The 21,680-nt window shown below is 64.6% G+C and carries 21 protein-coding genes and 1 rRNA gene; 14 read left to right on the forward strand and 8 right to left on the reverse strand.

Annotation, left to right across the window (positions count from 1 at the left end):
• The first annotated feature begins 16 nt into the window (after window positions 1–16).
• The 10 genes from nuoL (at window position 17) to QZM15_RS26880 (ending at window position 10,169) form a co-directional block, all read left to right on the forward strand.
• The gene (gene nuoL, locus QZM15_RS26835; protein ID WP_059583601.1) at window positions 17–2,071 is read left to right on the forward strand and encodes an NADH-quinone oxidoreductase subunit L; all 2,055 of its coding nucleotides are present in this window, start codon (window positions 17–19) and stop codon (window positions 2,069–2,071) included.
• Between the two features lie 18 nt (window positions 2,072–2,089).
• Window positions 2,090–3,580 (forward strand): NADH-quinone oxidoreductase subunit M, encoded by a 1,491-nt coding sequence (locus QZM15_RS26840; protein ID WP_099316655.1) that lies wholly within the window; start codon window positions 2,090–2,092, stop codon window positions 3,578–3,580.
• Window positions 3,581–3,619: 39 nt separating this feature from the next.
• Window positions 3,620–5,074 carry an NADH-quinone oxidoreductase subunit NuoN gene (nuoN, locus tag QZM15_RS26845; protein ID WP_302107584.1) on the forward strand — a complete coding sequence of 485 codons (1,455 nt, stop codon included), beginning with the start codon at window positions 3,620–3,622 and terminating at the stop codon, window positions 5,072–5,074.
• The gene (locus tag QZM15_RS26850) at window positions 5,074–5,370 is read left to right on the forward strand and encodes a DUF2818 family protein (RefSeq protein ID WP_059583597.1); all 297 of its coding nucleotides are present in this window, start codon (window positions 5,074–5,076) and stop codon (window positions 5,368–5,370) included. The genes nuoN and QZM15_RS26850 overlap by 1 nt, the downstream gene beginning before the upstream one ends.
• Window positions 5,371–5,409: 39 nt before the next feature.
• The gene (locus tag QZM15_RS26855) at window positions 5,410–6,000 is read left to right on the forward strand and encodes an NUDIX domain-containing protein (protein WP_059583595.1); all 591 of its coding nucleotides are present in this window, start codon (window positions 5,410–5,412) and stop codon (window positions 5,998–6,000) included.
• Window positions 6,001–6,136: 136 nt separating this feature from the next.
• On the forward strand, window positions 6,137–6,559 hold the full coding sequence (locus QZM15_RS26860) for a DUF1178 family protein (protein ID WP_050016483.1): 423 nt from the start codon (window positions 6,137–6,139) through the stop codon (window positions 6,557–6,559).
• A gap of 287 nt (window positions 6,560–6,846) precedes the next feature.
• Window positions 6,847–8,043: an acyl-CoA dehydrogenase family protein gene (locus QZM15_RS26865; protein WP_302107580.1), complete on the forward strand. Its 1,197-nt coding sequence runs from the start codon at window positions 6,847–6,849 to the stop codon at window positions 8,041–8,043.
• Between the two features lie 19 nt (window positions 8,044–8,062).
• The gene (locus QZM15_RS26870; RefSeq protein ID WP_059583590.1) at window positions 8,063–9,196 is read left to right on the forward strand and encodes an acyl-CoA dehydrogenase family protein; all 1,134 of its coding nucleotides are present in this window, start codon (window positions 8,063–8,065) and stop codon (window positions 9,194–9,196) included.
• A 38-nt stretch (window positions 9,197–9,234) separates the two neighbouring features.
• Complete coding sequence (locus QZM15_RS26875; RefSeq protein ID WP_059583588.1) at window positions 9,235–9,696, forward strand: MaoC family dehydratase; 462 nt, start codon at window positions 9,235–9,237, stop codon at window positions 9,694–9,696.
• A complete protein-coding gene (locus tag QZM15_RS26880) occupies window positions 9,693–10,169 on the forward strand; it encodes a MaoC family dehydratase (RefSeq protein WP_059583586.1) in 477 nt (158 codons plus the stop codon). The genes QZM15_RS26875 and QZM15_RS26880 overlap by 4 nt, the downstream gene beginning before the upstream one ends.
• Before the next feature lie 43 nt (window positions 10,170–10,212).
• Here the strand turns inward: QZM15_RS26880 and QZM15_RS26885 are convergent, their stop codons facing one another.
• Window positions 10,213–10,905 (reverse strand): glutathione binding-like protein, encoded by a 693-nt coding sequence (locus tag QZM15_RS26885; protein WP_059583763.1) that lies wholly within the window; start codon window positions 10,903–10,905, stop codon window positions 10,213–10,215.
• 216 nt (window positions 10,906–11,121) lie between these two features.
• Window positions 11,122–11,913, reverse strand: a complete 792-nt coding sequence (locus QZM15_RS26890) for an oxepin-CoA hydrolase, alternative type (protein WP_302107581.1) — start codon at window positions 11,911–11,913, stop codon at window positions 11,122–11,124.
• 199 nt (window positions 11,914–12,112) lie between these two features.
• On the opposite strand from QZM15_RS26890, the gene QZM15_RS26895 reads away from it, so the two are divergent.
• A complete protein-coding gene (locus tag QZM15_RS26895) occupies window positions 12,113–12,769 on the forward strand; it encodes a glutathione S-transferase (RefSeq protein ID WP_059583581.1) in 657 nt (218 codons plus the stop codon).
• Between the two features lie 44 nt (window positions 12,770–12,813).
• Here the strand turns inward: QZM15_RS26895 and QZM15_RS26900 are convergent, their stop codons facing one another.
• Entirely contained in the window at window positions 12,814–13,986 is a 1,173-nt protein-coding gene (locus tag QZM15_RS26900; RefSeq protein WP_059646632.1) for a pyridoxal phosphate-dependent aminotransferase, read from the reverse strand.
• 28 nt (window positions 13,987–14,014) lie between these two features.
• Complete coding sequence (locus tag QZM15_RS26905) at window positions 14,015–14,512, reverse strand: putative toxin-antitoxin system toxin component, PIN family (protein WP_059583577.1); 498 nt, start codon at window positions 14,510–14,512, stop codon at window positions 14,015–14,017.
• A gap of 57 nt (window positions 14,513–14,569) precedes the next feature.
• Here QZM15_RS26905 and yaaA point away from each other — a divergent pair, with 57 nt between their 5' ends.
• Complete coding sequence (gene yaaA, locus QZM15_RS26910) at window positions 14,570–15,352, forward strand: peroxide stress protein YaaA (protein WP_059583575.1); 783 nt, start codon at window positions 14,570–14,572, stop codon at window positions 15,350–15,352.
• Window positions 15,353–15,491: 139 nt separating this feature from the next.
• Window positions 15,492–16,646: a M14-type cytosolic carboxypeptidase gene (locus tag QZM15_RS26915; protein ID WP_302107582.1), complete on the forward strand. Its 1,155-nt coding sequence runs from the start codon at window positions 15,492–15,494 to the stop codon at window positions 16,644–16,646.
• Between the two features lie 82 nt (window positions 16,647–16,728).
• Here QZM15_RS26915 and QZM15_RS26920 read toward each other — a convergent pair whose 3' ends face one another.
• The 4 genes from QZM15_RS26920 to QZM15_RS26935 form a co-directional block, all read right to left on the reverse strand.
• Window positions 16,729–17,385, reverse strand: a complete 657-nt coding sequence (locus QZM15_RS26920; RefSeq protein WP_059646642.1) for a hypothetical protein — start codon at window positions 17,383–17,385, stop codon at window positions 16,729–16,731.
• A gap of 139 nt (window positions 17,386–17,524) precedes the next feature.
• Window positions 17,525–18,199: an energy-coupling factor ABC transporter permease gene (locus QZM15_RS26925; protein WP_059646644.1), complete on the reverse strand. Its 675-nt coding sequence runs from the start codon at window positions 18,197–18,199 to the stop codon at window positions 17,525–17,527.
• A 76-nt stretch (window positions 18,200–18,275) separates the two neighbouring features.
• Window positions 18,276–19,112: a response regulator transcription factor gene (locus QZM15_RS26930; protein ID WP_059583567.1), complete on the reverse strand. Its 837-nt coding sequence runs from the start codon at window positions 19,110–19,112 to the stop codon at window positions 18,276–18,278.
• A 210-nt stretch (window positions 19,113–19,322) separates the two neighbouring features.
• Window positions 19,323–20,540: a DUF2863 family protein gene (locus QZM15_RS26935; protein ID WP_060312122.1), complete on the reverse strand. Its 1,218-nt coding sequence runs from the start codon at window positions 20,538–20,540 to the stop codon at window positions 19,323–19,325.
• A gap of 560 nt (window positions 20,541–21,100) precedes the next feature.
• Between QZM15_RS26935 and QZM15_RS26940 the strand changes: the two genes are divergently transcribed.
• Window positions 21,101–21,680, forward strand: a 16S ribosomal RNA gene (locus QZM15_RS26940); the annotation flags it as partial.

Genomic DNA, 21,680 nt, shown 5'->3' on the forward strand with positions numbered 1-21,680 from the left:
TTCAGGCAACGCTGTTATGTCAACGACACTCAATGAAAACCTGCTGCTGGCGATTCCGCTCGCTCCGCTGGCCGGCTCGCTGATTGCGGGGCTGTTCGGGAACGCAGTCGGGCGCAAGGGCGCACATCGGATCACGATCCTCGGCGTATTGATCGCGTTCCTCCTGTCGGCGAAAGTCTTCCTCGACGTGATGGGCGGCGCGAGTTTCAACGCGACCGTCTACGAATGGATGAACGTCGGCTCGCTGAAGCTCGAGGTCGGCTTCCTCGTCGATTCGCTGACCGCGATGATGATGGTCGTCGTGACCTTCGTCTCGCTGATGGTGCACGTGTACACGATCGGCTACATGGCGGAAGAGGACGGCTACCAGCGCTTCTTCTCGTACATCTCGCTGTTCACGTTCTCGATGCTGATGCTCGTGATGAGCAACAACTTCCTGCAGCTGTTCTTCGGCTGGGAAGCGGTGGGTCTGGTGTCGTACCTGCTGATCGGCTTCTACTTCACGCGTGAGAGCGCGATCTACGCGAACATGAAGGCGTTCCTCGTGAACCGCGTGGGCGACTTCGGCTTCCTGCTCGGCATCGGCCTGCTGCTCGCGTTCGCCGGCTCGATGAACTACGGCGAAGTGTTCGCGAAGCGCGCGGAGCTCGCGAGCCTGCACTTCCCGGGCACCGACTGGGGCCTGCTGACCGTCGCCTGTATCTGCCTGTTCATCGGCGCGATGGGTAAATCGGCCCAGTTCCCGCTGCACGTGTGGCTGCCGGACTCGATGGAAGGCCCGACCCCGATCTCGGCGCTGATTCACGCGGCGACGATGGTGACGGCCGGCATCTTCATGGTGTCGCGCATGTCGCCGCTGTTCGAGCTGTCGGATACCGCGCTGTCGTTCATCACGGTGATCGGCGCGATCACGGCGCTCTTCATGGGCTTCCTCGGCATCGTCCAGAACGACATCAAGCGCGTGGTCGCGTACTCGACGCTGTCGCAGCTCGGCTACATGACCGTCGCGCTCGGCGTGTCCGCTTACCCGGTCGCCGTGTTCCACCTGATGACGCACGCGTTCTTCAAGGCGCTGCTGTTCCTCGGCGCCGGCTCGGTCATCATGGGCATGCACCACGACCAGGACATGCGCAACATGGGCGGCCTGCGCAAGTACATGCCGATCACGTGGATCACGTCGCTCGTCGGCTCGCTCGCGCTGATCGGCACGCCGTTCTTCTCGGGCTTCTACTCGAAGGACTCGATCATCGACGCGGTGAAGCTGTCGCATCTGCCGGGTTCGGGCTTCGCGTACTTCGCGGTCGTCGCGAGCGTGTTCGTCACCGCGCTGTACTCGTTCCGCATGTACTTCCTGGTGTTCCACGGCGAAGAGCGCTTCCGCAAGCCGAAGCATCCGGAATCGCCGATGGGCATGGCCGCTGCACATGGCCACGACGATCACGGCCATGGCCACGGTCATGACGACCACGCGCACGAGCCGCACGAGACCCCGTGGGTCGTGTGGGTGCCGCTGGTCCTGCTGGCGATCCCGTCGGTGATCATCGGCGCGATCGCGATCAGCCCGATGCTGTTCGGTGATTTCTTCCAGCACGGCGTCGCATTCGACAAGGTGATCTTCATCGGCGAAAACCATCCGGCGCTGGCCGAGATGGCCGAGGAGTTCCACGGCTGGGTGGGCATGGGCCTGCACTCGGTGTCGGGCCTGCCGGTGTGGCTCGCGCTTGCCGGTGTCGTCGTCGCGTGGTTCCTGTACCTGAAGCGTCCGGAGCTGCCGGCGTCGATCCGCCGCGCGTTCGGCCCGATCTACACGCTGCTGGACAACAAGTACTACATGGACAAGATCAACGAAGTGGTGTTCGCCCGCGGTTCGGTGGCGATCGGCCGCGGCCTGTGGAAGGAGGGCGACGTCGTGGTGATCGACGGCCTCGTCAACGGCAGCGCCCGGTTCATCGGCTGGTTCGCCGGCGTGATCCGCTTCCTCCAATCCGGTTACATCTATCACTACGCGTTCGCCATGATCATCGGCATGCTGGGGCTCCTGACCCTGTTTGTAACGCTCGGCGGCAAATAAGGCGGGGAGACAACACTAATGCACGCTTTTCCGATTCTCAGTACCGCGATCTGGCTGCCGATCGTTTTCGGCCTCCTCGTGCTGGCGGTGGGTAACGACAAAAATCCGGGGACGGCTCGCTGGGTCGCGCTGATCGGCGCGCTGCTCGGTCTCGCGGTCACCATCCCGCTGATCACGGGCTTCGACTCCAGCACGGCTGCGCTGCAGTTCGTCGAGAAGTCGACCTGGATCGAACGCTTCGACATCGCGTATCACCTCGGCGTCGACGGCATCTCGATGTGGTTCGTCGTGCTGACCGCGCTGATCACGGTGATCGTCGTGATCGCCGCCTGGGAAGTGATCACCGAGAACGTCGCGCAGTACCTCGCGGCGTTCCTGATCCTGTCCGGGATCATGATCGGCGTATTCTCGGCGGCCGACGGCCTGCTGTTCTACGTGTTCTTCGAGGCGACCCTGATCCCGATGTACATCATCATCGGCGTGTGGGGCGGCCCGAACCGCGTGTATGCGGCGTTCAAGTTCTTCCTGTACACGCTGGCCGGCTCGCTGCTGATGCTGGTCGCGCTGATCTATCTGTACACGGAAACGCACTCGTTCGACCTCGCGACGTGGCAGAACGCGAAGATCGCGATGACGCCGCAGATCCTGCTGTTCATTGCGTTCTTCCTCGCGTTCGCGGTGAAGGTGCCGATGTGGCCGGTGCACACGTGGCTGCCGGACGCGCACGTGGAAGCGCCGACGGGCGGCTCGGTCGTGCTGGCGGCGATCATGCTCAAGCTCGGCGCATACGGTTTCCTGCGCTTCTCGCTGCCGATCACGCCTGACGCGAGCCACTTCCTGGCGCCCGTCGTGATCACGCTGTCGCTGATCGCGGTGATCTACATCGGTCTCGTCGCGATGGTGCAGGCCGACATGAAGAAGCTGGTCGCGTATTCGTCGATCGCGCACATGGGTTTCGTCACGCTCGGCTTCTTCATCTTCAACCAGCTCGGCGTCGAAGGCGCGATCGTCCAGATGATCTCGCACGGCTTCGTGTCGGGCGCGATGTTCCTGTGCATCGGCGTGCTGTACGACCGTGTGCACTCGCGCCAGATCGCCGACTACGGCGGCGTCGTCAACGTGATGCCGAAGTTCGCGGCGTTCGCGATGCTGTTCTCGATGGCCAACTGCGGCCTGCCGGGTACGTCCGGTTTCGTCGGCGAGTTCATGGTGATTCTCGCGGCCGTCCAGTACAACTTCTGGATCGCATTCGGCGCGGCGTTCACGCTGATCCTCGGCGCGGCCTACACGCTGTGGATGTACAAGCGCGTGTATTTCGGCGCGGTCGCGAACGATCACGTCGCCAAGCTGAAGGACATCGGCCGTCGTGAATTCCTGATGCTGGCCGTGCTCGCCGCGTTCACGCTGCTGATGGGCCTGTATCCGAAGCCTTTCACCGACGTGATGCACGTTTCCGTGGAAAACCTCCTCTCCCACGTCGCGCAGTCGAAGCTGCCGCTGGCCCAGTAATCGCGAGCGGAGGAACTCAAGATCATGCAAAACGCCCCTATGAATGTCCTGTTGCCTGACGCGCTGGTGCTGGCCGCCATCGTCGTCGCATGGCTGAACGACACCTTTACCGGTGCGTCCGGCCGCCGCCTGACCTATCTGATCGCGGTCGTCTCGTCGGTCGTCGCCGGCGTGTGGTTCGCGGTCCAGGCGCTCGACCCGCAGCAGTACTACTTCTTCTCGAAGATGGTCGTCGTCGACTCGTTCGCGAGCATGATGAAGGCCGTCGTGTCGTTCGGTTTCGCGGTCTCGCTCGTCTATTCGCGCAAGTACCTCGAAGACCGCGACATGTTCCGCGGCGACGTGTTCCTGCTCGGCATGTTCTCGCTGCTCGGCCAGCTGGTCATGGTGTCGGGCAACAACTTCCTGACGCTGTACCTCGGTCTCGAACTGATGTCGCTGTCGCTGTACGCCGTCATCGCGCTGCGCCCCGACGCCGCGCAGTCGAGCGAAGCCGCGATGAAGTACTACGTGCTGGGCGCGCTCGCATCGGGCTTCGTGCTGTACGGCATCTCGATGCTCTACGGCGCGACCGGCTCGCTCGAGCTCGGCGAAGTGTACAAGGCGGTCGGCGGCAACACCGACGCGGCCGTGCTGATGTTCGGCGTGATCTTCATCGTCGCCGGTATCGCGTTCAAGCTCGGCGCCGTGCCGTTCCACATGTGGGTGCCGGACGTCTACCAGGGCGCGCCGACCGCGATGACGCTGTTCGTCGGCGGCGGCCCGAAGGTTGCCGCGTTCGCGTGGGGCCTGCGCTTCCTGGTGATGGGCCTGCTGCCGCTCGCGCAGAACTGGCAGACCGCGCTCGTGATCCTCGCCGCGCTGTCGCTGATCGTCGGCAACATCACCGGTATCGTCCAGCGCAACATCAAGCGGATGCTCGCGTACTCGGCGATCTCGAACATGGGCTTCGTGCTGCTCGGCCTGCTCGCCGGCATCGTGAAGGGCGACGCGGCGGCGCCGGCGAACGCCTACAGCTCGGCGATGTTCTACGCGATCGTCTACCTGATCACGACGCTCGGCTCGTTCGGCGTGGTGATGCTGCTCGCGCGCCGCGATTTCGAAGCCGAAACGATCGACGACTTCAAGGGCCTCAACAAGCGCAGCCCGGTGTTCGCGTTCGTGATGATGGTCATGATGTTCTCGCTGGCCGGCATTCCGCCGACCGTCGGCTTCTACGCGAAGCTCGCGGTGCTCGAGGCGACCGTCAACGCGGGCCTCACGTGGCTGGCCGTGCTGGCCGTGATCACGTCGCTGTTCGGCGCGTTCTACTACCTGCGCATCGTCAAGCTGATGTACTTCGATGCGCCGCAGGATTCGACGCCGATCTCGGGCGATTTCTGCAAGCGCACGATTCTCGTGCTGAACGGCCTGGCCGTCGTCGTGCTCGGCCTGATCCCGAGCCCGCTGCTGACCGCCTGCCTGCAGGCAATCCGCCACACGCTGCCGCTGTAATGTCGGCAGCCGGCTGGTTCATCGTGCTGTTGGCGCTCGTATGCGCCAACCTGCCGTTCCTGAACCAACGCCTCTTCGCCGTCGTGCCGTTCGGCGCGACGAAGAAGAGTGCGTGGGTGCGGATCGGCGAGCTGATCGTGCTGTACTTCATCGTCGGCGCGCTCGGCTTCTGGCTCGAGTCGCGCGCCGGCAACCGCTTCGAACAGGGCTGGCAGTTTTACGCGATCACGTTCAGTCTCTTCGTCGTGTTCGCGTTTCCCGGCTTCACGTTCCAGTATCTCGTCAAACGACGCTGACGGCTTCGGCCGTCCGTCGTGCTCATCCAGGAGCCGCCGATGGCCGAACTACCCAATCACGACGCCGCACTGACCGAAACCTGCCTCGAGAGTGAGGCGATCTTCGAAGGCGCGTTCCTCAAGCTCAAGCGCGATACCGTCCGTCTGCCGGACGGCAAGAAAGCCACGCGCGAATACGTGCAGCATCCGGGCGCGGTGATGGTGATCCCGCTGTTCGACGACGGCCGCGTGCTGATGGAGAGCCAGTTCCGCTATCCGATCGGCAAGGTGATGGCCGAATTCCCGGCCGGCAAGCTCGATCCGAACGAAGGCGCGCTCGCGTGCGCGGCGCGCGAGCTGCGCGAGGAAACCGGCTACACGGCGCGCGAGTACGTGTTCCTGGCCCGCATTCATCCGATCATTTCCTATTCGACCGAATTCATCGACCTGTACCTCGCGCGCGGGCTGACGGCCGGCGAGCGCAAGCTCGACGAAGGCGAATTCCTCGAAACCTTCACCGCGACGCTGGACGACCTGCAGGAGTGGGTGCGCACGGGCCAGATCTCCGACGTGAAGACGATCATCGGCACCATGTGGCTCGACAAGGTGCTGTCCGGCACGTGGCCGCTCGGCCCGGTCGTCACGCCCTGAGCGCGGCGTCGGCGGCGGCCGGGGCGCCGCGTTACAATCTGGCGACGCAGTGCGTTCGCGCTGCGCAATCCGGATTTAGCACGATCGTTCACAAAACCGCTTTTTGCGCTACACTCGTCACACGCCCTGATTCAGCATGAAGGTCCTCGATTTACAGTGTCCGCACGGTCATCGGTTCGAAGGCTGGTTCGCTTCCGCCGATGAATTCGAAGCGCAGTTGTCCCGCAAGCTGGTCGAATGTCCGGTGTGCGGAACGACGGAGATCAACCGGATGCCGTCGGCGCCGCGCCTGAACCTGTCGGGCGCGACGCAGCCGCAGCCGGCCGATCCGCGTGCGCTGCAGGCGCAGGTGATGCGCGCGCTGCGCGAGGTGCTGGAGAAGACCGAGAACGTGGGCGAGCGCTTCGCCGAGGAAGCGCGGCGCATTCATTACAACGAGGCGCCGGCACGCAGCATTCGTGGCGTCACGACGCCGGAGGATGCGCAGTCCTTGGTCGAAGAAGGCATCGACGTGATGCCGCTGCCGATTCCTGCCGCGCTGAAAGAACCGCTGCAATGACGTACGCAGTGTGTCCTTGGCCGGGCCGGACGGTCGCGGCCAGCCTTGCATGAGATCGGAGCAGGCGCTAGAGCGCTAACTCGGGTTGACCGCCGTGGGGTGGAGTAAGCGCTAAAGCGCTAACTCCACCCAACCACGCCATGGGACCCGAGTAAGCGCTGAAGCGCTAACTCGAATCGACCGCCGTGGGGGTGGAGTAAGTGCTGAAGCACTAACTCCACCCAACCACGCCATGGGACCCGAGTAAGCGCTGAAGCGCTAACTCGGGTCGACAGGAGACACTGCGCATGGATCTGGATTATTCCCCCGCCGACGACGCGTTCCGCGCCGACGTCCGCGCCTGGCTCGAGGCCAACCTGCCTCACGCACTGCGCGCCAAGGTACTCGATCACAAACGACTCGACCGCGAGGATTTCGCGAGCTGGCACCGGATTCTCGGCCAGCGCGGCTGGTCCGCGCCCGCCTGGCCAGTCGAATATGGCGGCCCGGGCTGGAACGCGACGCAGCGGCACATCTGGGACGAGGAGTGCGCGCGCATCGGTGCGCCAACCGTGCTGCCTTTCGGGGTGTCGATGGTCGCGCCGGTCCTGATGAAATACGGCAGCGAAGCGCAGAAGCGCCGCTATCTGCCGCGTATTCTCGACGGCTCGGACTGGTGGTGCCAGGGTTATTCGGAGCCGGGTTCCGGGTCCGATCTCGCGTCGCTGCGCACGCGCGCCGAGCGCCACGGCGATCACTACGTCGTCAACGGCCAGAAGACCTGGACCACGCTCGGCCAGCACGCCGACATGATGTTCTGCCTCGTGCGCACCGATCCGGCCGCGAAGAAGCAGGAAGGCATCTCGTTCCTGCTGATCGACATGAAAACGCCCGGCATCACGGTGCGCCCGATCGTGATGCTCGACGAGGACCACGAGGTCAACGAGGTTTTCTTCGAGGACGTGAAGGTGCCGGTCGAGAACCTCGTCGGCGACGAGAACCGCGGGTGGACCTACGCGAAATACCTGCTCGGCCACGAGCGCACCGGCATCGCGCGCGTCGGCGCGTCGAAGCGGGAGCTCGCGTTCCTGAAGCGCATCGCGTCGAACCAGCGCAAGAACGGCAAGCCGTTGCTCGCCGATCCCGTGTTCGCCGCGAAGGTCGCGGCGCTCGAGGTCGAGCTGATGGCGCTGGAAGTGACGGTGCTGCGCGTCGTCAGCCGCGAGACGAGCGGCAAGGGACCGGGCCCCGAAGCGTCGATGCTGAAGATCAAGGGCACCGAGGTGCAACAGGCGCTCACCGAGCTGATGGTCGAAGCGATCGGCCCGCTGGCCGCACCGTTCGACGTGCCGTTCCTCGCCGGCGAGCGCGAGCACAGCATCGCCGGCGACGACGATGCGGCGCCGCTCGCCGCGTACTACTTCAATTACCGGAAGACGTCGATCTACGGCGGGTCGAACGAGATCCAGAAAAACATCATCGCGCAGATGATTCTGGGGCTGTGATCAGGGAACGGAGACAACCATGGATTTCAGCTTTACCGATGAGCAGCAGCAGTTCGCCGATGCGCTGCGCCGGTATCTCGGCGAGCAATACGGCTTCGAGGCACGTCAGGCGATCGTGCGCAGCGATACCGGTGTGTCGGACGCGCAGTGGAGCGCATTCACCGAACTCGGATTGACCGCGTTGCCGGTGCCGGACGCCCAGGGCGGCTTCGGCGGCGGGCCGGTCGACATGCTGGTCGTGATGCAGGAACTCGGCCGCGCGCTCGTGATCGAGCCGTACTGGGCCACGGCGGTCGGCGTCGAGGCGTTGCGGATCGCCGGCTCCGGCGCGGGCGACGACGCCGCGCTGCTGGAGGCGATTGCACAAGGACAAAAGCGCGTGGCGGTCGCGTTCCATGAGCCGCAGGCGCGCTACGACCTGTACGAACTCGACACGCGCGCGCGCGAGCAGGACGGCACGTACCGGCTGACCGGTATCAAGTCGGTCGTTCAGCACGGCGCCCAGGCGCACGTCTGGATCGTGCCCGCGCGTGTCGACGGCGGCGGCATCGGCCTCTTCGTCGTCGAACGCGATGCGGCCAACGCGAAGGTGGTCGACTACCGGACCATCGACGGCCAGCGCGCCGCGACGCTCACGTTCGACGACACGCCGGCCCGACTCCTGACGGGCGGGGCGCGAGACGCGGCGGCGCTCGAGCAGATTGCCGATTACGCGACCTTTCTGCTATGCGCGGAAGCGGTTGGCGCGCTCGACGAGCTGAATCGCGCGACGGTCGAATACACGAAGACGCGTGAGCAGTTCGGTGTGCCGATCGCGCGCTTTCAGGCGCTACAGCACCGGATGGTCGACATGCTGATTCATGCCGAGCAGGCGCGTTCGCTGACCTATCTCGCGGCGGTGCGCTATGCGAACGGCGATGCCGATGCGCGGCGCAAGGCCGTGTCGGCCGCGAAGGCGCGGGTCGGATCGGCCGCGCGCTTCGTCGGCCAGCAGGCGATCCAGTTGCACGGCGGCATGGGCGTGACCAACGAGGTGGCCGCCGCGCACCTGTTCAAGCGGCTGTCAATCATCGAGACGACGCTCGGCGATACCGATCATCACCTCGCCCGCCTCGCGGCGCTGCCCGATTTCGCGCAGACCGACGTAGCATGACGGCGACGCGCGAGCGCGCCAGACAAGGAGACTTATCAGTGGGCATCAGTTACGAAGATCTGGTGGTGGGCAGTACCACCGAAGTGGGCCGCTACACGTTCGAGCCGGACGACATCAAGACGTTCGCGCAGCGCTACGATCCGCAGCCGTTCCATGTCGACGAGGAAGCAGGGAAGGCATCGCACTTCGGCGGGCTCGTCGCGAGCGGCTGGCATACGTGTTCGGTGTTCATGAGCCTGCTGGTCCAGAAGCTGGGGCCGGATTCGACCAGCATGGGCTCGCCGGGCATCGATTCGATCCGCTGGCTGAAGCCGGTGCGCGCCGGCGACACGATCACGATGTACCAGAAGGTGCACGACAAGCGCGTGTCGGAGAGCAAGCCCGATCGCGGCATCGTGTCGACGGAATGGGTCGGCGTGAACGAAGCCGGCGAGACGGTGATCAGCGTGCACACCAAGGTGATTTTCGGGCTGCGCCATCCGGCAGGCGCGAACGCATGACCGACGTGACCTTGCCGCTGATCGCGTCCGCGCAGGCGCTGCAGGCGCGGGTTGGCGCGGAACCGCTCGCGAGCGGCTGGATCGAGATCGACCAGCCGCGCGTCGACGGTTTCGCCGACGCGACCGGCGATCACCAATGGATTCACGTCGACCCCGAACGCGCGCGGCGCGAGTCGCCGTTCGGTGGGCCCATCGCGCACGGGTTCCTGACGCTGTCGCTGATTCCTGCATTGATGACCGACGCAATGCGCTTCGAGCAGAAGATGGGCGTGAACTACGGGCTCAACCGCGTACGGTTCTTGAAGCCGGTGCCGGTCGGGGCGCGCGTGCGCGCGCTGTTCGCGGTGAAGGAAATCGCCGACGCCGCGCGCGGCGGTATTCAGGTGACGTGGTCGGTATCGATGCAGATCGAGCGTCCCGACGCGCCGCTGCCGGTATGCGCGGCGGAATTCATCACGCTGCATTACTTCTGAAGCCCGCAGCGGCACGCGGATGCCGCTGCGTCCACCCTGCGTGTCAGTGCTTCGCGTATTGCGTTGCGCCGAACAGCACCTCGCGTGCCTTGTCGTCCTGCAGCGCCTTGCGCATCGACGCGAGTACCTCGACGCCACGCTGCACGGCCGGTCGCGCGGCGATCGCCTCGTGCCAGCGCTTCACGTTCGGCAACGCGTCGAGCTCGATGCCCTGGTTCCGCCACGAGCGCGTCCACGGGAACGTCGCAATGTCCGCGATCGTATACGTGTCGCCCGCGAGATACTCGGATTCGCCGAGCCGCTTTTCCATCACGTTGTACAGGCGCTTCGCTTCGTTCGTGTAGCGGTTGACCGCGTACTCGATCTTCTCCGGCGCATACAGCCGGAAGTGGTGCGCCTGCCCGAGCATCGGGCCGACACCGCCCATCTGGAACATCAGCCACTCGAGCGTCGCATAGCGCGCGGCCGGATCGGTCGGCAGGAACTTGCCGGTCTTCTCCGCGAGGTAGATCAGGATCGCGCCCGATTCGAACAGCGAGATCGGTTGGCCGCCGGGGCCATCCGGATCGACGATCGCGGGGATCTTGTTGTTCGGGCTGATCTTCAGGAACGCGGGCTCGAACTGGTCGCCCGCACCGATATCGACCGGATGGGCGCGATACGCGAGGCCCGTTTCCTCGAGCATGATGTGCACCTTGTGGCCGTTCGGGGTCGCCCAGCTATAGACGTCGATCATCGTCAACTCCTGTGTGGCATGCGCGAAAACGGCGCCTGCGGCGCCGCGACAGGCGGTCATTAGAGCATGGATCGACGCGGGCTGCTGGCGGCGGAAACGCCCGTGCCGGCGGGCATGCGCGGCCGGGCGGGCGTCGCCGGCGGTGCACGCGGCGTCGACGTGCCGCACCGGATGGACGCGGTGGCGTGGCGTCGGTTCGAAGGCCGACGCGGTGGATCAGCGCTTGTAGCGCGGCTGGCGCTTCTCGAGAAAGGCGCTGATGCCTTCGAGCCCGTCCGCATGATGCAGCGACGCGACGAAATGATCGCGCTCGGTGCCGAGGTGCGCGTCCAGCGGTTGGTCGGTGGCGTCGTCGAGCAGCGACTTGATGCGCGTGAGCGCGTTCGGCGAGATGCCGGCGAGCGTGTCGGCCCACGCCAGTGCGTCGCTCAGCGCCGTGCCAGGCGCGGCGAGCCGATTGACGACGCCCAGCGCATGCAGGCGTTCGGCGGCGACCGGTTTGCCTTCGAACAGGATCTCGGCGGCGGTCGCACGCGGCAACGCGCGGGCGAGAAACCACGAGCCGCCGCCGTCGGGTGTCAGGCCGACGCGTGCATACGACATCACGAATTTCGCGTCGTGTGCGGCAACGATCAGGTCGCACGCGAGCGCGAGCGAGAAGCCGGCGCCGGCCGCGGCGCCTTCGACGGCCGCGATCACCGGCTTCGTCGACGCGCGGATCGCCGTGACCCATGCCGCGAGCTGATCGATGCTGTCGGCCTGGAAGGACGGATCCTTCGAGCGATTCTCGAGCAACCGGTTCAGGTTGCCGCCTGCGCAGAAGAAGCGATCGGCACCCGTCAGCACGACGGCGCGAATCGCCGGATCGCGCTCGGCGGTGGCGAGCGCTTCGATGCCGGCCGCATACATGTCGGGATGCAGTGCGTTGCGCGCACCGGGATTGGACAGCGTGAGGACGAGCGTCGATTCGCTCTCGGGCGGGCGCGAGGCCAGCAGTTCAGCACTCATGCGAGCGTGTCTCCATCGGGTGGCGCGGCGACGCCGAGTGTATCCCGCGAACAGCGAGGGCTGTCGCCGCAGCGGATGTAATGTTGTCGTGACGGACGAAAAACTTGCTTTAGACTAGCACGAACGTGCTTTTCGGCGCGATGAATCACGAGGCGGCCGGCGTCGATGCGGCCGTGCTCCAGCAACGAAGGAGACTCCGATGCTACAGCTGTGCGGTATTCCGTTGTCCAACTACTACAACAAGGTGAAGTTCGTCCTGCTCGAGCACGATATACCGTTCGAGGAGTCGGTGTGCGCTTTGCCGGTCAGCGATCCGGTGCAGCTCGCCGATTCGCCGCTCGGCAAGATTCCGTTCCTGAAGACCGAAGAGGGTGCGCTGTTCGAGTCCCAGGTGATCATCGAATACCTGGCGGCGCGCTATCCCGAGAAAGGCATTTTGCCCGCGAGCCCGTTCGCGGCGGCGAAGGTGCGCGAACTGGTCGAGACGCTCGAGCTGTATCTCGAATGGGTGGCGCGCGAGGTGTACACGGAAGCGTTTTTCGGCGGCAAGGTCAGCGACGGAATGAAGGCGCACGTCGAGAAGCGCCTGCCGCGCGCGATCGATGCGTTCAAGCAGATGACGCGGTTTTCGCCGTATGTGCTCGGCGAGTCGTTCGGCCTCGCGGACATTGCCGCGTGGGTTCATCTGCCGGTGATCGGGATGGCGACGAAGGCCATATTCGGCCGCGACTTCCTGCTCGATGCAGGCATCGACTGGAAGGCGCACGCCAAGACGGTGAGCGAACGCCCTGCCGCGCAGCGCGTGGCAGCCGAGCGCAAGGCGTATGTCGAAGCGGCGAACGTCGCGCGTTCGTAACCGCGTTTCCCGAAGGGCGGCGTGCGGCCGCCCCCGTGCGGGTCTTACAGGCGGGCGAGCCGCTCGAGCGCGGATGCGAGCGTGCTTTCCCGCTTCGCGAAGCAGAAGCGCACGACGCCCGATTCGTGCGGCTCGTGATAGAACGCCGACACCGGAATGGCGGCCACGCCGATCTCCGACGTGAGCCACGTCGAGAATTCCGCTTCGGGCAGGTCGCTGATCGCCGAGTAATCGACGCACTGGAAGTACGTGCCCGTGCACGGCAGCAGCTTGAAGCGCGTGCGCTCGAGGCCGGCCCGGAAGAAGTCGCGCTTTTGCTGATAGAAGCCGGCGAGCGACAGGTACGGCGTCGGGTCGCGCAGGTAGTCGGCGAGCCCGATCTGCATCGGCGTGTTCACCGTGAATACGTTGAACTGGTGGACCTTGCGGAATTCAGCGGTCAGCGCGGCAGGCGCCGCGACGTAACCGACCTTCCAGCCGGTCACGTGATAGGTCTTGCCGAAGCTCGACACGATGAAGCTGCGTGCGGCGAGTTCCGGATAGCGCGCGACGCTCTCGTGGCGCGCGCCGTCGTAGACCATGTGTTCGTAGACCTCGTCGGACAGGATCAGCACGTTGGTGCCGCGCACGATGTCCTCGAGCTTGCGCATGTCCGCCTCGCGCCACACGGTGCCCGTCGGGTTGTGCGGCGTGTTGATCAGGATCATCCGCGTTTTCGGCGTGATCGCGGCCGCGAGACGGTCGAACGGGATCGCGTAGTCGGGCGCCTCCAGCGTGACGAACACGGGCTTGCCGCCGGCGAGCTCGATCGACGGCAGGTAGCTGTCGTAGGTGGGCTCGACGACGATCACTTCGTCGCCCGGATGCACCGCGCACAGGATCGCCGTCAGCAGCGCCTGCGTCGCGCCGGCCGTCACGGTGATTTCGGCGGCCGGATCGTAGCGCCGGCCGTACACCCGCGCGATCTTGTCGGCGATCGCGTCGCGCAGCGGCGCGACGCCGGCCATCGGCGGGTACTGGTTGTGCCCGTTGCGCATCGCGGCGGCCACCGCATCGACGATGCGTGGATCGCAATCGAAATCCGGGAAACCCTGGCCGAGGTTCACCGCCCCTTTTTCGGCGGCAAGCGCGCTCATCACCGTGAAGATCGTCGTGCCGACGTTCGGCAGGCGCGAGGGGAAAACGGGTGTCGTTGGCATATCTGAAGGAGCGTTCATCGATACGGTCGGAATCGGGTGAGGTGCGTCAGGCCGGCGTCGCCGTGACGGGCGGCGCGGCGTCGAGTGCGCAGGCTTGCGCGAACGGCGCGGGTTGCGCGATACGGAAACCGAAGTCGCGGGCGGTGCGCTTCGCGAGCTTCAGCAGCGCGCGGTCTTTCGACACGAGCCAATCGGCGTGCGCGGCGCGCGCGAGTTCGAGAAACTTCTGGTCGTCGCGGTCCTTGCACTTCGGCAGCGGCGGCGCGCCGGCGTCGACGGGCGGCGGTTCGACGAGGCTCGCGAGCCGGGCGACGGTCGCGAGCGCGGCCGCCTTGTCGATCGCGCGCGACTGGAACTGCGGATAGTCGAGCACGTATTCGAGTTCCGTCAGGCAGCGGCCGTCGATCACGGCGGCCAGCGTGCCGTGCTCCAGCGCGGCGCGGATCGGGCGCGTGGCGGGGTCGTCGAATACGAGAATGTCGATCCAGACGTTCGAGTCGAGCACGACGCGGTGTGCGGCATGCGGGGCGAGAGAGCGGGTCATTCGTTACAATCGGTGGTTTTCGTCTGACCGCAAGGCACGGCGTGCCAGCGAGCCTCTATGATAATCGTTCTCTCTCCCGCCAAATCCCTCGACTACGACACGCCCGCGCACGTCCAGTCTTACACGAAGCCTGCATTCGTCGACGATGCGTCGGAGTTGATCGACGGCCTGCGCAAGCTGTCGCCGCAGGACATCGCGACGCTGATGGATATCTCCGATCCGCTCGCGCGCCTGAATTTCCAGCGCTACGCCGACTGGTCGCCGACCTTCACGCCGGCCAACGCGAAGCAGGCTGTGCTGGCGTTCAACGGCGACGTCTACGAGGGTTTCGACGCGAAATCGCTGTCGTCCGCCGATCTCGACTATGCACAGCATCACGTGCGCGTGCTGTCGGGCCTGTACGGGCTGCTGCGTCCGCTCGACCTGCTGCAGCCGTACCGGCTCGAGATGGGCACGCGGTTCGCGAACGCGCGCGGCAAGGATCTGTATGCGTTCTGGGGCGATCGCATCACGCGGGCGCTGAACGAGCAACTCGAGACGCGCAGCGGCGCGGCGCGCGTGCTCGTCAACTGCGCGTCGACCGAATACTTCAAGTCGGTCAAGCCGAAGCTGCTGGCCGCACCGGTCATCACGCCGGTATTCGAGGACTGGAAGGGCGGCCGCTACAAGATCATCAGTTTTCATGCGAAACGCGCGCGCGGCCTGATGGCGCGTTTTGTCGTCGAGAACCGTATCGCCGACCCGAAGGCGCTGAAGGAATTCGCCACCGAAGGCTATGCGTTCGATGCGGCTGCGTCGAACGATTCGACTTACGTATATCGCCGGCGCGTCGGCGAGTGACCCTGCCGGCCGTTCGCGAGACGGTCGGCGCATGCGTGAGGCCGGACCGGCGACATACCGCCTGCTTCGGTCGACCGCTTTGCATGGGACCGGCGTAAGCGCTGAAGCGCCAGCGCCGGTCGACAAAGGAGATGGACAGATGGCACTTTCGATCACCAGTAATTTCGACGCAGGCGCAATCGACGTCGTGTCGTGCGACCGCCCCGACGCAATCCGGCTGCGCGTGCGCGGCGACAATCGTTCGGAATTCGCGCAATGGTTCTACTACCGCTTGACGGGCGCGCGCGGCGAGCGATGCGTGATGACGTTCGAGAACGCAGCCGAATGCGCGTATCCGTCGGGCTGGCGCAACTACCACGCGGTGGCGAGCTATGACCGCGTCGACTGGTTCCGCGTGCCGACGACGTTCGACGGCAAGACGATGACCATCGACCATACGCCGGAGTTCGACAGCATCTACTACGCGTATTTCGAACCGTACTCGGAAGAGCGTCACGCGGCGTTTCTCGGCGCGGTCCAGCAGTTGCCTCAGGCGAGCGTCGTCGAACTCGGCCGCACGGTCGAAGGCCGCCCGATGTCGCTGCTGACGCTCGGCACGCCGGAACTCGACGGCGCGCCGAAGAAGAAGGTGTGGATCATCGCGCGCCAGCATCCGGGCGAGTCGATGGCCGAGTGGTTCGTCGAAGGGCTGGTCAAACGGCTGGCCGGATGGGGCGACTGGGCCGCCGATCCGGTTGCGCGCAAGCTCTACGATCGCGTGACGTTCTACATCGTGCCGAACATGAATCCGGACGGCAGCGTGCACGGTAACCTGCGCACCAATGCGGCCGGCGCGAACCTGAACCGCGAGTGGATGGCGCCCGATGCCGAGCGCAGCCCCGAAGTGCTGGCCGTGCGCGACGCGATCCACGCGATCGGCTGCGACATGTTCTTCGACATTCACGGCGACGAGGATCTGCCGTACGTGTTCGTCGCCGGCTCGGAGATGCTGCCGAGCTTTACCGAGCAGCAGGGCAAGGAGCAGGCCGCGTTCATCGAAGCGTTCAAGGTCGCGAGCCCGGACTTCCAGACCGAGCATGGCTACGCGGCGAGCAAGTACAAGGAAGATGCGCTGAAGCTCGCGTCGAAGTACATCGGCCACCAGTTCGGCTGCCTGTCGTTGACGCTCGAAATGCCGTTCAAGGACAACGCGAACCTCCCCGACGAGCGCGTCGGCTGGAACGGCGAGCGCAGCGCGGCGCTCGGCGCGGCGATGCTCGCCGCGATCCTCGTGCACGTCGACACGTTCGCGTAGGCGCTGCCGTCGTCGCATGAAAAAAGCCGGTGCATCGCGAGATGCGCCGGCTTTTTGCTGCTGTCGTTGCCGCTCCGTCGTATCAGGATTTCTTCGCGGTTTTCTTCTTCACGGCTTTCTTTTGGCCGGCTGATTTCTTCGTTGCGACGGCCTTCTTGCTGCCGGTGCGGCCCGATGCCTTCGCCTTGGCTTTGCCGCGGTGCGACTTGCCCTTGAACTTCTTCGTCGAGGACGACGAGCGCTCGACGCGAGGTTTCAGCGGCGGAACCGGATCGTTCCAGCTGAACGCAAGCATTTGCTGGCCGACATAGCCGCAGCGAAACTTCAGCGGCGTCGGATCGCTGCCGTTGCTGTGGATGCCGAGCCCGTCGACGGTGACGATGTTGTCGACTTTCACGCGCTGCTTGCCCTGGTCGAACGAGTCGTTCCACGGCGTGATCGTCGCGTTGCCGCTGTCGAATGCGTTCGGCGCGAAGTCCACGCGGTCGAACGCCGTCGATGTGCTGGCGATGAAGCTGCCGTGCGCCGCACAATCCGCGGCGAGCGGATCGGCATGCATCTCGTTGACGAATTTGTTGATCAGTTCGGAGCGCTGGTCGAGCAGGTCGGCAAATACCGGAGCGGGAAGCGCAAGCGACAGGCCCGCGATACAGGCTGCCAGCTTGCCGAGCGCCCGGAAAATCCGGAGCGAGGCAGGTGAGCTGTCCATCTGGTTATTGGTGAGGAGCGAAGGAGACATCGGGCACGTATAGAGGCCCGATGAAGAACAGGAGTTCAATCTTAGCGTAAAAAAGTTGTGCGGCAGTAGGCGACGTACTCGGCGCGCGCCGCGGAAAGTGCCCCGGCACGCAGATGCGTCGAGCCGATCCGGAGAAAATTCAGGCGCGCGGGCCGCCGAGGCGGTAGCGCCGGACGTCGAAGGTCGTGACCCACGCGGGGCGATAGACGGCGATGAGTGCCGTTGCCATACCGGTGAACCATGCTTCGCCGAGCGCGAGCAGCGCGGTGTTCAGCAGATAGCCGGCCGGAATCACGACGGGCACGCCGTCCGCGAGCGCGAGCTGAACACCGGCCGCCGCGGCGGCGACCGCGACGATCGCGATGGCCGGCGACAGGAAGCCCTGTCCGGTGATGAACGACGCGAGGTTGTGCGGCAGCCAGGCGAGCGCGGCGCGTTGCAGCAACGCCGACACGCCGACAGGCAGCGCACCGTAGACCAGATAGGTCAGGCCGACGCCTTGCCACGGCGCGTCGAATATGACTGCGGCTATCGCCGTGACGGCGCCCATCGCGACCAGTGCGAGTGTCCAGTCGAACAGCGTGACGAGCAGCGTTGCGCCAAGCAGATGCATGACGATGCCATCTTCGAGCCATGCGTTCGAGGCCCACAGGACCGTGATCGCAGTGACGAGCGCGAGCCACACGTGCTGAAGCGTGGCGTCCTGCAGGCGTACGAACGGGCGATTCCACATCGCGAGCGCGAGCAGGGCCACGGCGGCGATCCAGCCACCGATGCCAACCCAGAGCGGAAGCGGTGTGAAAAGAAAACCCATGCGTCCATATTACTCGTTGAGCATCAAAGGTGGGAGCCTGCACGTGCCCGACCGTCGCAATATCGAGACTGTTTGCCTAGCGTCCGCGCCGGAACCGTGCCGGCGGCTCGGCGGCGAGTGGCAGGTCCTGCGTGCCGGCGTTGGCGATAGGCAACGGGTACGGGCGGTCATGCCGTTGTGTTCGCAGCGGAGCGGGGCCGTGTTCGCCGATGGCCAGCTTGCGGGCGCGATTGCGGTTCGCCAGCAGTACCTCGAGATGGGGCGACAGCCAGCCGTTGTAGATCGCGACCGCGGCGGCGCGGTTTGCGGCGCCGAGCTGCTGGAAGATGCTCGCGAGGTGGATCTTCACGGTGCCTTCGCTGATGCCGAGCGTACGGGCAATCATCTTGTTCGTGCTGCCCATGTGGACGAACCGCATGATCTGGGCTTGGCGCGGCGACAGGAGGCCGCTCGGCGGGCGCCGTGGAAGCGAGCCGGCGAGCGTCTGGAAATGGGCGTCGTGGCGCGCCATTGCCGTTGACGGCAGCAGGCTGAGGGCGATCGGCGGAATGTAGTGTCCGCCCAGCAGTACGATCTCGAGCGCACGCACGATCAGGTGCGGCCGCGTGGAATGCGGGATGACGCCCGCGACGCCGTAATTGAAGAAGCGCTGGATGGCTTCGGGCGAGATGTCGTCGACCAGAACGGCGACCGGTGTCGGCGAGCATGCGTTGCCGAGCGCCTGAAGCTCGCTGAGCCGGCCCACGTCCAGCCAGTCGATCGCGACGAGGTCGAAACGCTGGGTGCGCAGCAGCCGGCGTGCCTGGAAACCGTCAGGCGCGTCGTTGATGCTGGCGTGCCGGTCGATCTGCCGCAACAGGGTCTTCAGTCCGTCACGCCGTTCGGCGTCTGAGTTAAGTACCAAGAACCGCATATTCAACCTCCATAAGGTGAGTCATTGATTGCCGTCGGGTATAAGCTGGCCCCGATAATGACAAAGACCTTACACGATGTCTGCTTGGCTGAAAGGCTTAGGAAAAGTTCGAAATTTTGGGCGGCGGGGCAGCGGACAAGAAAAAAGCCGCTCCGGTGGTCACCGGAAGCGGCTTTGGGCGGGGCAGGCTGTCGGGGCCTGCGGGGTGGATCAGTGAAAGTGCGGTTGGGCGGGCGACGCGTCTTCCGGCATTTCCGCATGGACGATTTCACCGAGCGGATCGGCGTAAAGCGGTACGCCGCAGTCGTCGCAGTATTCGGGTTCGAAACGGCCCGCGTGCCGCCGGACGTCGGTTACGCCGCATTCTTTCAGCAGGCTCACGATTTCCTCGAGCGGTCCTTCGATCGGCGCTTCGCCCTCGAGCGTCGCGCTATCGATCGATACGTCGCCGTTTTCACGGCCGTAGAGCGGCCACACGACACCATAGATCACGTCGTTGCTGGCACGCCGCGTGAAGCCGACGCGATACTCGTCGATGCGACGTTCGCCGAAGCCGGCGACCACCGCGCGCAGCTCTTGCGGCGCTGCACCAAGTGTGTCGAATAGATAACGAATGGCCGTTCGGACGGTGTGCGGACGCACGCGTTCGTCCGCATCGCGGCAGGCCGAGTAGTACGCGTCCGGAAGCAGGCATTCGAATTCGCAGCCAGGCAGCGCGATCGACAGGTTCGGGCCGCCCTGTGCGGCCCATTGTTCGAGGCACTGACCGCGCTCGATACGGCTGCCGTTTTCTTCTTCCTGCCAGCGGAACAGCGGCGAACCGGCCGGCGCGGCGACGACTGCCAGCAGGAAGCGCGGATCGGCCAGGATCGGCGAAGTTTCCGGCAGGTCGCCGAAGCTCAGCTTCGGCGTGTGCTGGCCGATCGCCGCATGTGCGAGCTGCTGGGCGAGCCGGTAGGTTTCCACATGGTGTCGCGGCAACTGGTCGATGCTGTAGAGGAACGGGGCGAGCCCGACGAGCGTGCCGTCCGCCAGCACGTGCGCTTGCAGGTGTGTTCGCAGCGCGTCGGCAACGTCGCCCTTGAGCGGACCGGACGGAATCATGTAGCGCGTCCAGGCGAGAACCGGGACGGCGACCAGCAGCGCATCGTACGGTTGGCCGTCGTGTTCGATCACCATCGACTCGCTGTGCGTCTCGGCCATGTCGGCGAGCGCGCCGTAGGCGTCGGGATGATTCTGTTGAAGATGGTCGAGCGCGGCATCGAGCGTCGTCTGATTGCCGTTGCGGACAATCTTGGCGAGCAGCGCATCGAGCTTCGCTTCCCAGAAGCGATCCTCGATGCGGCTGCCCGACGCGAAGAGCGCAAGTGACAGACCGACCAGTTTGTCGGCATCGGGGGGAAGGCGTTTGGCGATTCGCTGGCGCATATTAAAGACGTATATAGAAAGAGGCGAAGAACCTCACATTCTAGTCCGTTCTTTGCACCATAAGCGGTCTGGTGCCGACGCATGGCCGGACGGCCGAATTGCGTAAAAAAGTTGCTGCAAGCCCCTTGCGCGAATGCCGCGAGCTGCTTAGAATCACGCCTCTTTCGCGCTAACGGAAACGCGGCGCGGGAGGAAGGGAAGCGGTGCTGTTGGGGTTCGGTGGTAACGAGCCGCGGCGGCGCAGGAAGTTGAGCCCCGCGGTCGCAACGAAGCAGTTCAGAAAGTTGTTGACGAGCTGCGAAACACGGTTCATAATCTCGCTTCTCTGCTGCTGAAAACGCAGCGCTGCCGAGGGGTCTCAGATTCCTCGCAGAAACGCTCTTTAAAAATTAACAGCCGATAAGTGTGGGCGCTTGATGAAAGCGAACTGATCCTCGGATCAGATAGCGAAAGTATCAAGAGTCTCACACTAAAGTAAGTCAGGTTTATGAAGTGATTCATATTCCTGTCAGCTTTGAGTGAGCGACCGGTTCTACGGAACCGAAAACAGTAACAGGTTTGAACTGAAGAGTTTGATCCTGGCTCAGATTGAACGCTGGCGGCATGCCTTACACATGCAAGTCGAACGGCAGCACGGGTGCTTGCACCTGGTGGCGAGTGGCGAACGGGTGAGTAATACATCGGAACATGTCCTGTAGTGGGGGATAGCCCGGCGAAAGCCGGATTAATACCGCATACGATCCATGGATGAAAGCGGGGGACCTTCGGGCCTCGCGCTATAGGGTTGGCCGATGGCTGATTAGCTAGTTGGTGGGGTAAAGGCCTACCAAGGCGACGATCAGTAGCTGGTCTGAGAGGACGACCAGCCACACTGGGACTGAGACACGGCCCAGACTCCTACGGGAGGCAGCAGTGGGGAATTTTGGACAATGGGCGAAAGCCTGATCCAGCAATGCCGCGTGTGTGAAGAAGGCCTTCGGGTTGTAAAGCACTTTTGTCCGGAAAGAAATCCTTGGCTCTAATACAGTCGGGGGATGACGGTACCGGAAGAATAAGCACCGGCTAACTACGTGCCAGCAGCCGCGGTAATACGTAGGGTGCAAGCGTTAATCGGAATTACTGGGCGTAAAGCGTGCGCAG

The organism is Burkholderia sp. AU44665 (assembly GCF_030504405.1).
Lineage (GTDB): Bacteria > Pseudomonadota > Gammaproteobacteria > Burkholderiales > Burkholderiaceae > Burkholderia > Burkholderia semiarida.

What these genes read in the sequence shown, in the direction of transcription:
- QZM15_RS26920 (WP_059646642.1), bottom strand. Translation starts at nt 17,385, where the DNA reads ATGTCTCCTTCGCTCCTCACCAATAACCAGATGGACAGCTCACCTGCC.
- QZM15_RS26895 (WP_059583581.1), top strand. Translation starts at nt 12,113, where the DNA reads ATGCTACAGCTGTGCGGTATTCCGTTGTCCAACTACTACAACAAGGTG.
- QZM15_RS26865 (WP_302107580.1), top strand. Translation starts at nt 6,847, where the DNA reads ATGGATCTGGATTATTCCCCCGCCGACGACGCGTTCCGCGCCGACGTC.
- QZM15_RS26855 (WP_059583595.1), top strand. Translation starts at nt 5,410, where the DNA reads ATGGCCGAACTACCCAATCACGACGCCGCACTGACCGAAACCTGCCTC.
- QZM15_RS26890 (WP_302107581.1), bottom strand. Translation starts at nt 11,913, where the DNA reads ATGAGTGCTGAACTGCTGGCCTCGCGCCCGCCCGAGAGCGAATCGACG.
- yaaA (WP_059583575.1), top strand. Translation starts at nt 14,570, where the DNA reads ATGATAATCGTTCTCTCTCCCGCCAAATCCCTCGACTACGACACGCCC.
- QZM15_RS26905 (WP_059583577.1), bottom strand. Translation starts at nt 14,512, where the DNA reads ATGACCCGCTCTCTCGCCCCGCATGCCGCACACCGCGTCGTGCTCGAC.
- nuoN (WP_302107584.1), top strand. Translation starts at nt 3,620, where the DNA reads ATGAATGTCCTGTTGCCTGACGCGCTGGTGCTGGCCGCCATCGTCGTC.
- QZM15_RS26915 (WP_302107582.1), top strand. Translation starts at nt 15,492, where the DNA reads ATGGCACTTTCGATCACCAGTAATTTCGACGCAGGCGCAATCGACGTC.
- nuoL (WP_059583601.1), top strand. Translation starts at nt 17, where the DNA reads ATGTCAACGACACTCAATGAAAACCTGCTGCTGGCGATTCCGCTCGCT.
- QZM15_RS26900 (WP_059646632.1), bottom strand. Translation starts at nt 13,986, where the DNA reads ATGAACGCTCCTTCAGATATGCCAACGACACCCGTTTTCCCCTCGCGC.
- QZM15_RS26930 (WP_059583567.1), bottom strand. Translation starts at nt 19,112, where the DNA reads ATGCGGTTCTTGGTACTTAACTCAGACGCCGAACGGCGTGACGGACTG.
- QZM15_RS26860 (WP_050016483.1), top strand. Translation starts at nt 6,137, where the DNA reads ATGAAGGTCCTCGATTTACAGTGTCCGCACGGTCATCGGTTCGAAGGC.
- QZM15_RS26840 (WP_099316655.1), top strand. Translation starts at nt 2,090, where the DNA reads ATGCACGCTTTTCCGATTCTCAGTACCGCGATCTGGCTGCCGATCGTT.
- QZM15_RS26880 (WP_059583586.1), top strand. Translation starts at nt 9,693, where the DNA reads ATGACCGACGTGACCTTGCCGCTGATCGCGTCCGCGCAGGCGCTGCAG.
- QZM15_RS26935 (WP_060312122.1), bottom strand. Translation starts at nt 20,540, where the DNA reads ATGCGCCAGCGAATCGCCAAACGCCTTCCCCCCGATGCCGACAAACTG.
- QZM15_RS26870 (WP_059583590.1), top strand. Translation starts at nt 8,063, where the DNA reads ATGGATTTCAGCTTTACCGATGAGCAGCAGCAGTTCGCCGATGCGCTG.
- QZM15_RS26850 (WP_059583597.1), top strand. Translation starts at nt 5,074, where the DNA reads ATGTCGGCAGCCGGCTGGTTCATCGTGCTGTTGGCGCTCGTATGCGCC.
- QZM15_RS26925 (WP_059646644.1), bottom strand. Translation starts at nt 18,199, where the DNA reads ATGGGTTTTCTTTTCACACCGCTTCCGCTCTGGGTTGGCATCGGTGGC.
- QZM15_RS26885 (WP_059583763.1), bottom strand. Translation starts at nt 10,905, where the DNA reads ATGATCGACGTCTATAGCTGGGCGACCCCGAACGGCCACAAGGTGCAC.